Origin of the sequence: Actinoallomurus rhizosphaericola, from assembly GCF_024055675.1 — a bacterium.
Classification (GTDB): domain Bacteria; phylum Actinomycetota; class Actinomycetes; order Streptosporangiales; family Streptosporangiaceae; genus Actinoallomurus; species Actinoallomurus soli.
The window spans coordinates 250018-259665 of record NZ_JAMXMW010000015.1; the positions used below are offsets into that span (position 1 = coordinate 250018).

Here is a 9648-nt window from a genome sequence, read left to right on the forward strand (position 1 = left end):
GCGCTCCGCGAACTCCCGCCGCCACGTTCCTTTTTCTGTCGCGTATTCGAAGCCTCATGGTCACCATATTGGCTCCCTGAGAACGGTACGGGTGGACCCATTTTGTTAGCAGGTATCCCTCTTCCTTACCGGACTTCACCGTGCGCCCGATCGGCGGCTGCACCGTGATCGTCTGGCAGCGCGTCTGATACACGTTGAACCATGACGGATCTGATTGACCTGACCGGCCGGACGGTGATCGTCACGGGCGCGTCGTCCGGGATCGGCGAGGCCACCGCGCGGCTGCTGCACGCCGCCGGGGCGCATCCGGTACTGGCCGCGCGCCGGGCCGACCGGCTGGCCGCGTTGAGCGAGGAACTCGAAGGGGCTCTGGCGGTGCCCACCGACGTGACCGATGCCGCGCAGGTGCGCGACCTGGTCGCGGCCGCACTGGACCGGCACGGGCGGATCGACGGCTTGGTGAACAACGCCGGCGCCAGCATCTCGGGACCGATCGCCGACATCGATGTCGCCGAGTACCGCAAGATCCTCGACCTCAACGTGGCAAGCCTGGTCGCCGTCACCCAGGCGGTGCTGCCGGCCATGCGGGAGCAGGGCTTCGGGCGGATCGTGAACGTCAGCTCGGGCACCACCCGCCGCGTCGCGACCGGCGTGGGGGCGTACGCGGCGACCAAGTCGGCGGTGAACATGATCAGCTCGGTGTTGCGAGAAGAACTCGCCGCGGACGGAATCGCGGTGTCGCTGCTGCTTCCCTCGGTGACCGCGACCGAGTTCGGCAACGGCATCTTCAAGGACGGCGTGCCACCCAGGCCGGGGATGGTGGTGCACCGGCCGGAGTACGCGGCCGGCGTGGTGCTGCGGCTGCTGCGCACCGGCGAGGACACCTTCGACATCCCGCACGGCCCCGAGCAGCCCGACATCCTCCGCGTATCCGAATAAGGGGCCACGCGGATGGTCGAGGCTCCCATCCCAGAGCGAGGCGCAGGCAGGGACTCAGTGATCGGCTGGCCGTCGCCGTCCTGACGAGTCGGCACATAGAGGAGCGCTCCGGTCGTGATGGCCGGAGCCTTCGTCTGTTCTCAGGGCCGGCTCGATCCAGTGCCGCAGCAGGCGGCGTTCGCCTCGCCCTCCGATGTGCGTCCCGCGATATGGGACGTTCTCTCTCACGATGTGGTCCGAACGTTACGATCCTGCGAGTCGGTCTCCGGTAGAGGAGGTAAGGCAATGGTCGAGGCTGCGGCGCTTCCGACTCCCTGGCAGGTCAGATTCCAGGCGGGCGACCACGAGAGCATCGCCGATACGCTCAAAGCCGGCATAGGTGGTTCGGCGGGGATGCGACCGCATGAACTGCTGGAGGCTGCCCTCGCCACGTGCATGACCATCTCGGCGCGGATGGCGCTGGCCGATCTCGGCGTCACCGACGCCGAAGTCGGTGTGCGGGTGCACCTGGAACGCGAGGAGTCGACGACGCGGTTCCGGTACGAACTTCTTCTCGCCCCGGAGCTTGAGGCTCATCGGCCCATGCTCATTGAGCACATCGCCTGCTCGCCGGTGCGATCTACGCTGAGCAAGCCGTTGGTCTTCGAACCGGCTTGACCGGCGCGTGATCCCATCACCCCTGCTCGCGACGCGGCCAGAGGGGCGTCGACGTGTGTCGGCGGTAGCCGGTGGTGGCCGCCGTTGCTTCAGCCGTGCCGGCTGACGCGCAATGTCCGCTTCGCTATGTTCGTTCAATGCACGGTCAACCCGGGGAAATCCTTGCCGGCCGCTACCGGATCCTCGGGCTCATCGGGCGTGGCGGCATGGGCCGGGTGTGGCGCGCGTATGACGCCGAGCTCGATCGTGAGGTCGCCGTCAAGGAGCTGCGGCTGCCCGACGAGATCGATGACGCCGACCGACGCGAGTGGTACGCAAGGGCCGCCCGCGAGGCGCGCGCCGCCGCCCGCCTGCACCACCCCGGCATCGTGGCCCTGCACGACCGGGTGATCGATGACGGCCGCCCGTGGCTGGTGATGGAGCTGGTCCCGGGGCGGTCGCTGGACCAGGTGCTGCGTACGGACGGTCCGCTGCCCGTACGGCGGGTCGCGGACATCGGCCGTCAGATGCTGGACGCGCTGGCCGCCGCGCACGCCGCCGGCATCGTGCACCGCGACGTCAAGCCGGCGAACGTGCTGCTGGACGGCGACCGAGCGGTCCTCACCGACTTCGGCATCGCCGTGCTGGAGGGCGACGCCACGCTGACGAGGTCCGGCGTCCAGCTCGGCACCCCGGCGTACATGTCACCGGAACAGGTACGCGGCCACGCCGCCACGCCGCGGTCGGACCTGTGGGCGCTCGGCGCCACCCTGTACGCCGCGGTCGAGGGCCGCCCCCCGTTCCAGGGTCCGACACACGGCGCGGTCTTCGTCGCCATCGCCACCGAAGACCCACCGCCGCCGACCCGCGCGGGCCCCCTGACGGACGTCCTCACCGGCCTCCTCACCAAGGATCCCGACGCTCGGCCCACTCCGGACTCCGTCCGCGCCCTCCTCGTCCCGCAGGCCGCGCCACCGCCCGTCACTCCTCCCAGGCCCGCGTCCGGTCCGTACGGTGGCCGGTCTTCGGCGGGCTCCGACGCCACGCTTCGGGCACCCGGCCCACCCCCTGAGCCCGCGCCCGGTCCGTACGGTGGTCGACCTCCGGCCGGTCCCCGGCCCGGGCCGGGTGATGGCCTGGTTCCGGTGCCTCCCGCACCCGGCTCACCCGGTGACCTGTCCCCGGAGCGTCCCGAGTTCGCGCCGTATTCGGTACCGCCGGGCTCGTACGGTGGCACGGTCCGGGCGGGCACCGAGGTCCTGAACGGGATCGGAGGTCGCCTCCCGCGTGGGCGGGTCATGGCCATCGTCGTGGGCACCGTCGTCGTGCTCGCCGCCGTCGGTGTCGCGGTACGGGTCGGGACGGGTGGCGCCTCCGTGCCCACGCACCACTCGACCGCCATCCCGACCGTCGTCCCGGCCGACCGCGTGCTCGACACCGACTCGGCCGGGGTCTGGGGCGTGGCGTTCAGCCCGGACGGCAGGACACTCGCCAGCGCCGACAACAGCGACGCCGTCCGACTGTGGGACACCGCCACGGGACGGCAGACCGCCGTGCTGTCCCGAGGCAGCGGCGACCCCCAGAAGTCCCGGCACGTCGTGGCGTTCAGCCCGGACGGGAGAACGCTGGCCACCGATGACGACAACGGCAGCATCCAGCTCTGGGACGTCGCCTCCAGGCGGGTCATCGCCACCCTCACCAACCCGGGAGGCGAGAGCGCCACGTCCGCGACGTTCAGCCCGGACGGCACGACCCTCGCCGTCGGTGTCTTCTGGTTCGGCGACGACGCGGCGATCAAGGGCCGGGTGCGGCTCTGGGACATCGCCGCCCGACGGGACACCGCCACCACCCCGACCATGAACCATTTCATCTTCGAGCTCGCGTTCAGCCCGGACGGCCGGACGCTGGCGTACGGCGACGGCGACCACATCCGCCTCTGGGACGTCCCCGGCCGCAGACTGGAAAGCCCGATCAACACCCACCGAGACGTCGACTCGGTGGTGTTCAGCCCGGACGGGAAGACCGTGGCCGGTGCCGGCGCCAAGGTCGACGTCGCGACCTGGGACGTCGCCACGCACAAGCCCGCCGTACGCTTCGCCGGCGGCACGAGTGGCAAGGTCGCGTTCAGCCCCGACGGCCGTTACCTGGCCGCCTGCGACGAGGAGAACGGCCCGACCGTCACGGTCTGGGACGCGCGAACCGCCAAGGAGGTCCACACGTTCGGCTCGACGACCGGCTTCTCGGTGGCGTTCGGTCCGGACGGCACGATGCTGGCCGGTGGTGGTTCGGACGGCCGCATCCACTTGTGGCGGCTGTGACGCATCACTCCGACTCGCCGGCCGCAGTGAGGCGGTCATGACTCACGCGATGGCAGGCATGGAGCTGCCGGCGATCACCCGCCAGACGGCCTCGAATGCGACGCGACTGTGGGACTCGGCTTGGTCGGGCTCGCGGATCATGGTGTCGATGGCCGCGTTGGCCATGGCGTCCGTCAAGGTCAGCAGGAAGCCGAGGGGCGCGTCCTGCATCGGTCCGTTGGCGCGGCTGCGTTCCAGGAGGTCGGCGATGCCGCGGAAGGCGGCGCTCACCGTCTGATGGCTCTGCTCGGTGATGTCGTCCGACATCTGGAGTTGGGCGAGCGCGCGTCGCTTGTCCGGGGCTGTCGTGGCCCAGCGCACCCATTGCGTCCACATCTGGTGGACCTGGTCGCGGGGAGCGGCCTCGACGGGGAGCCCGGCGAGCGCTGTCGTTGCCATCTCGGACTTCAGGACCACGTAGAGCTCGTTCAGCAGCGCTGCCTTGGTGTCGAAGTAGACGAACAGCGAGCCGTTGGAGACGCCCGCCTCCTTGGCGATCGCTGCTGTCGGGGCCCCGAGGCCCTGGGCGGCGATCACTCGGGTCGCCGCCGACAGGATCGCGTTGCGGCGGTCCTCACTGCGTGGTCTGGCCATGGCCTCACTCTATAAAAGAGTGACCAGTCAGCTGTTCGACACTTGGCGGCTGGGGGTGCGGGGCCGCTCTCCTCGTCACCGGTCTGCGCGCGGCGATGATCGGTGACGAGACGCTTACTCCGGCGTGGTCCTCGGCTGGTGCTAGTGGGTGGTGCCCGGGACCTGGGCGAGCAGGGCACGGGTCTCAGCGACCACACGCTCGGCGAAAGCGGCATCGCGTACCTGGGCGGAGCCGAGCATGGGCTTGCCCTTCTCGTCAGCGGTCCCGCTTCATGTCGAGCAGCCGGGCCGGGCGCGCGGCTGGCGGGGATGTCGGCGGTCGCGGTGCTGGCGGCCTACCGGGTCCGCCGCGCATGCGGCAGGCCCGCACGACGGGAGATGTGCGGGCCTGCGCTTCAGAGGTCAGCCGGTGTAGTTCGGGGTTCTGTGGAGTGGCGCTCCCACCGGTCGGGGCGTTCCCACCGGTCGGGGCGCTCCCCCCGGCTGGGGCGTTCCCACCGGTCGGGGCGCTCCCACCGGTCGGGGCGTTCCCACCGGTCGGGGCGTACTACCGTGCCCCGGGTGTTTCGGCGGGGTGGCGGCCTCCGCGGCGGCCAGCCCGGTACTGGCCAGGCCGATGCCCAGCGCGACGGCCGTGATGAGGGACTTCAGGCGCATCGATGGTCCTTCCCATGGTTGTTTCATTACTTGACGACGACAGGGGTGCCGATCGTCAGGTTGGTGGCCATCCACGTGATGTCGTCGTTGCTGACTCGCACGCAGCCGTGGCTGGCCTTGCCGCCCAGCGCCGACGCCTGGTTGGTCCCGTGGATGGCGAGCTGTCCGGGGCCGCCGGCGAACTTCTTCAGCGTGGGCGAGAAGCCGCTCAGCCCGAAGGCGTACGCCCCATAGCCGGTGTTCGGGTTCGGCGGTTTGACCAGTTCGGTGAAGTAGAAGCGGCCGGCCGGGGTGGGGGTGCCGCCCTCGCCCGTGGCGACCTTTCCGGTGCGCAGTACCTTGTCGCCGTCGAAGACGGTGAACGTGAACGCCTTCGCGTCGATCTCCACGCGGCGGGTCGTCGACGACAGCGTGACGTCGGATGCCTTGACCCAGCCGGTGCTGCCGTTGGGCCGGATCGGCAGCAGGACCTTGAGCCAGTCGCCGTCCTTGCCATCGACGAGGAAGACCCGGGTGGCGCCCATCTCGTTGGGGCTCGACAGCGTCTTCCAGATCGCAGCGTCGCCCTTCTGCCTGTGCACGGCGATCTGGCGGCCGCGCACGGTCGCAATTTCCGCGTCACCCTGCTGCCGGGATTGCCGAGCCTCGGCGGCCGCCCGGCCCTCCGCCGTGGGCGGATCATCCCCTGATCTGCGGTTGCCCGCCGAGCCGCAGCCGGCCGATCCGACGATCAGGCCGGCGATGAGCAGGGCGCCGGTGTAGGTCTTGAGGTGGCGCATGTCGCGAGATGCTGGCCGAGGAATGTGAAGAACCTGTGTGGCCGCTGTGATGATCTCGTGGTGCCGGTCGTGGGTGCCCTACGCTCGGCGACTATGTGCGCGAATGTCCTGGTCGCGGAGGACGATGTGAAACAGGCGGATCTGCTGTGCCGCTATCTCCAGCGAGAGGGCCACACCGTGATCGCCGTCCACGACGGGCGGGCCGCGATCGACGAGGCTCGGATGCGCCGCCCCGACCTCGTGCTGCTGGACGTGATGATGCCGGGCGTGGACGGGCTGGACGTGTGCCGCGTGCTACGCGCCGAGTCCGAAGTGCCGGTGCTGATGCTGACCGCCCGATCTACAGAGGACGACCTGCTGATCGGTCTCGACCTCGGCGCCGACGACTACGTCACCAAGCCGTACAGCCCCCGCGAGCTGATGGCCCGGGTCCGTACGCTGCTACGGCGCACCCGCCGGGGGAGCGGCGAGCAGGTGTACCGGGTGGGCGGCATCACGGTGGACCCCGAGCGGCACACCGTCTTGGCGGACGGGCGCGAGGTCGAATGCACGCCCGCAGAGTTCCGCATTCTGGAGGCGCTGGCCGCACGGCCGGAGCGGGTGTTCACCCGGGCGCAGCTATTGGAGTACCTGCACGGCTTCGACCGCTTCATCACCGAGCGTACGGTCGACGCGCACGTGAAGAACCTGCGCAAGAAGATCGAGCGGCAGCCGCGGCGGCCGGTCCGCCTACGGACCGTGTACGGCGTCGGATACAAGCTGGTCGACGACCGTGCGCCATAGCCTGCTCGTACGGCTGGTCGCCAGTACGGTGTTGATCGCGGTCTGCTCGATCGTGGCGACCGCGTGGCTGGCGGCGCGCAGCACATCCGGTCAGATCCGGCACCAGCAGGGCCAGACGCTGGCCAGCGACGCCCGCATCAACGACGCGCTGCTCGGCTACGCGGCGAGCCACCCGAGGTGGGACGGCGTCGAGCAGACCGTGCGCGACCTGGGTCGCAAGAGCGACCGGCGAATCGCGCTGGTCACCGAGGGCGGCACCCGGATCGCTGACTCGGCTGCCGGCCGGCCGCCGCTGCCCGCGCGCGCCTCGGCCGTCGTCGACCCGCTCGCCGTCGACGTGTCGCTGGTGCCCGGCGCGGCCACCGACCGGATCGACCCGCGCGCGGTCGGTCCGTTCCAGCTGCCGGAGTCTGATCGTGTGCGGCTGCGCAAGGAGGTCGACGCGCAGGTGGCCTGTCGGCGTAGGGCGGACCTGCCGCCCGGCACGGTCGTCGTCGGGCCCAGCGGCCGTCCCTATATCCGCGAGGATGGCTCGAGCACCCGGACCCCGGGCACCGGACGCCTGCGACCCTCCGTCGTCGCGCCGGCCATGTTCCGGGGAACGCCCGTGCCGAACGGGCCCCAGGGAACCCCGGTGCCGAACGGGCCCCAGGGAACCCCGGTGCCGAACAGGCCCCAGGGCACCCCAGTGCCGAACAGGCCCCAGCGCACCCCAGTGCCGAACGGGCCCCGGGGAAACGGGCCCCAGGCATCGCCCGTGCCGACCGGGCCCCGGCCTTCGCCCGTGCCGACCGGCATACCGACGTGCGCCCGGGGTGCGCCCGCGCTGACCGCTACCGAGATGCGCGCACTCAACCAACTCAGCGTTCTGGTCGCGCAGTGTAAGCACCGTCGGGTCGACGTACGGCTGGACGAGACCGGCAAGCCGGCCGCACCCGCTTCGGCCGCAGAGTGCCTGGCCAGGGCGCGTCGTACCCAGCTGAGGCCGTACGTCGCGCCGGCCGCGCTGCTCTACATCGGTTCGCCGGAGGATCGAACGCCGGGTATCGACCCCTACGGCATCGCAGGGGTCACCGCGGTGATCCTGGCGCTGGCGGTGGCCGTCAGCGTGATCGTCGCCACCCGGCTGGTACGGCCGGTGCGGGCGGTGACCGCAGCGGCCCGGCGGATGCGCGCCGGCGACGGCTCGGCGCGGGTCATGGTGCGTGCCAAGGGTGAGGTCGGTGAGCTGGGCGCCGCCTTCAACGAGATGTCCGAGCACCTCGACCGCATGGAACGGCAGCGCAAGGCCATGGTCAGCGACGTGTCGCACGAGCTGCGCACGCCGCTGAGCAATATCCTCGGCTGGCTAGAGGCCGCGCAGGACGGCGTCGCCGAGCTGGACCCTGCGCTGACCGCTTCGCTGGTCGAGGAGGCCGCACTGCTGCGGCACATCATCGACGACCTGCAGCAACTCGCGCTCGCCGACGCGGGCCAGCTGCGGGTGCACCCGGAGCCGGCCGACGCCGCCGACCTGGTCGAGCAGATCGCCACCGTCCACCGCGCCGCGGCAGCGGCCGCCGGGCTGACGCTGACCACCGAGGTACGAGGGACGCTGCCGCTGCACGCCGACCCGGTACGCCTGCGGCAGGCGGTCGGCAATCTGCTCTCCAACGCGGTCCGCTACACACCGGCCGGCGGACGGGTGACGCTGCGCGCGTACGCCGACGGCGGCGACGTGCTGATCGAGGTGGCCGACACCGGGCCGGGGATCGCACCCGAGCATCTGCCGTACGTCTTCGACCGGTTCTGGCGGGCCGAGAAGTCGCGCAACCGGCAGACCGGCGGGAGTGGCCTGGGGCTTGCCATCGTCCGGCACCTCGCCGAGGCGCATGGCGGGTCCGCCACCGCGCGCAGCGAGCCGGGACGTGGCGCGACGTTCACGCTCCGGCTGCCGGGGAGGACGAAGGTCGCCTGATCTCGGCGGCGCCGCCGGCCACCGCGGAGGCAGCCCGCGCGACGGTCGCCGACCGCTTCGCCCGATCAACCATGGTGGCGTAGGCGGACCCTACGCTAGGCAGGCCGGGCCATGGACCATGTCCCTGCCGTATCCCTTCGTAGTGGAGCCAGTACGGCCATCGAACGTGGTGGCCCGTGGATCGGCAACTGGGCGGACATCGTGGATGTCTACCAGGCCTTCAGCCTAGCTCCGGAATCCCGGCCTCCGGCGGGGTTGGTCTGGCTGCGCGACTGGGGATGTGCGATCTGGTCGCTGATCGACTGTCGTGACCTGGCCGGGCCGATGTGGGCGTGGGGCCCGACCGGCTGCTGCCTGGAGCACGCTCTCTTCCCGCAGCAGATGACCCTCGCCGGCCGGCTCACCAAGGCACTCGACGGCACGCTTGAGATCCCGTGCTGGAGTGGCAACCCTCATTAGAGACCGTGTCGAGGCGAACCCGGGAAACCGTTGCCTTCTCGCGTGGCCGACCGACGCCGTCCGACTGCTCGAAGCGGCGAGGGGGTGCGGGGGCGGAGCCCCCGCATCGGGGGTTCCAGGGGTCGTCCCCCTGGGAGAACACAAAGCCCCCGGCGAAGTCGATCGAAGATCGACGAGCACGAAGGGGGTAAGTGGGCAGGGGCGGGGTCGAACCGCCGACCTTCCGCTTTTCAGGAGTGACATCACCCCTGCTCGCGGCGAGGTCGGATGGTGGCTGACGTGTGCCAGCGGCAGCTGGTGGTGGCTACTGTTGCTGTCACCGTTGCTGCCGGACGTCAGTGGCCGCGCCGAGGTTCGCGTTGTCAACGACGGCTGAAAACGGACCCGTCTGCGGCGGGCGAAAATGGACCCGTTTGTTGATCTTCAGTCGTTGGTCTTGGCCGCGGGGACGCGGCCGAGGTCGCGGTCTTTGAGGCGGTAGCTGTCT

General features: G+C 70.7%; 8 protein-coding genes. 6 read left to right on the top strand and 2 right to left on the bottom strand.

The window, feature by feature from the left end; genetic code table 11:
* Positions 1-201: 201 nt before the first annotated feature.
* The 3 genes from NE234_RS30240 (at position 202) to NE234_RS30250 (ending at position 3893) form a co-directional block, all read left to right on the top strand.
* Positions 202-939 carry an SDR family NAD(P)-dependent oxidoreductase gene (locus tag NE234_RS30240; protein WP_252784159.1) on the top strand — a complete coding sequence of 246 codons (738 nt, stop codon included), beginning with the start codon at positions 202-204 and terminating at the stop codon, positions 937-939.
* Between the two features lie 285 nt (positions 940-1224).
* A complete protein-coding gene (locus tag NE234_RS30245; protein WP_252784160.1) occupies positions 1225-1596 on the top strand; it encodes an OsmC family protein in 372 nt (123 codons plus the stop codon).
* 137 nt (positions 1597-1733) lie between these two features.
* Positions 1734-3893 (top strand): WD40 repeat domain-containing serine/threonine protein kinase, encoded by a 2160-nt coding sequence (locus NE234_RS30250; protein ID WP_252784161.1) that lies wholly within the window; start codon positions 1734-1736, stop codon positions 3891-3893.
* A gap of 42 nt (positions 3894-3935) precedes the next feature.
* Here the strand turns inward: NE234_RS30250 and NE234_RS30255 are convergent, their stop codons facing one another.
* Positions 3936-4526, bottom strand: a complete 591-nt coding sequence (locus NE234_RS30255) for a TetR/AcrR family transcriptional regulator (RefSeq protein WP_252784163.1) — start codon at positions 4524-4526, stop codon at positions 3936-3938.
* A gap of 683 nt (positions 4527-5209) precedes the next feature.
* Positions 5210-5962, bottom strand: coding sequence for a L,D-transpeptidase (locus NE234_RS30260; protein WP_252784165.1), 753 nt, complete (start codon positions 5960-5962; stop codon positions 5210-5212).
* A gap of 93 nt (positions 5963-6055) precedes the next feature.
* On the opposite strand from NE234_RS30260, the gene NE234_RS30265 reads away from it, so the two are divergent.
* The 3 genes from NE234_RS30265 (at position 6056) to NE234_RS30275 (ending at position 9161) form a co-directional block, all read left to right on the top strand.
* Complete coding sequence (locus NE234_RS30265) at positions 6056-6745, top strand: response regulator transcription factor (protein WP_252784166.1); 690 nt, start codon at positions 6056-6058, stop codon at positions 6743-6745.
* A complete protein-coding gene (locus NE234_RS30270) occupies positions 6735-8702 on the top strand; it encodes a sensor histidine kinase (protein WP_252784168.1) in 1968 nt (655 codons plus the stop codon). The genes NE234_RS30265 and NE234_RS30270 overlap by 11 nt, the downstream gene beginning before the upstream one ends.
* Positions 8703-8903: 201 nt before the next feature.
* Positions 8904-9161 (top strand): hypothetical protein, encoded by a 258-nt coding sequence (locus NE234_RS30275; protein WP_252784170.1) that lies wholly within the window; start codon positions 8904-8906, stop codon positions 9159-9161.
* Positions 9162-9648 lie beyond the last annotated feature (487 nt).

Coding starts and splice junctions, on each gene's coding strand:
- NE234_RS30240 (WP_252784159.1), top strand. CDS start 202: ATGACGGATCTGATTGACCTGACCGGCCGGACGGTGATCGTCACGGGC.
- NE234_RS30245 (WP_252784160.1), top strand. CDS start 1,225: ATGGTCGAGGCTGCGGCGCTTCCGACTCCCTGGCAGGTCAGATTCCAG.
- NE234_RS30250 (WP_252784161.1), top strand. CDS start 1,734: ATGCACGGTCAACCCGGGGAAATCCTTGCCGGCCGCTACCGGATCCTC.
- NE234_RS30255 (WP_252784163.1), bottom strand. CDS start 4,526: ATGGCCAGACCACGCAGTGAGGACCGCCGCAACGCGATCCTGTCGGCG.
- NE234_RS30260 (WP_252784165.1), bottom strand. CDS start 5,962: ATGCGCCACCTCAAGACCTACACCGGCGCCCTGCTCATCGCCGGCCTG.
- NE234_RS30265 (WP_252784166.1), top strand. CDS start 6,056: ATGTGCGCGAATGTCCTGGTCGCGGAGGACGATGTGAAACAGGCGGAT.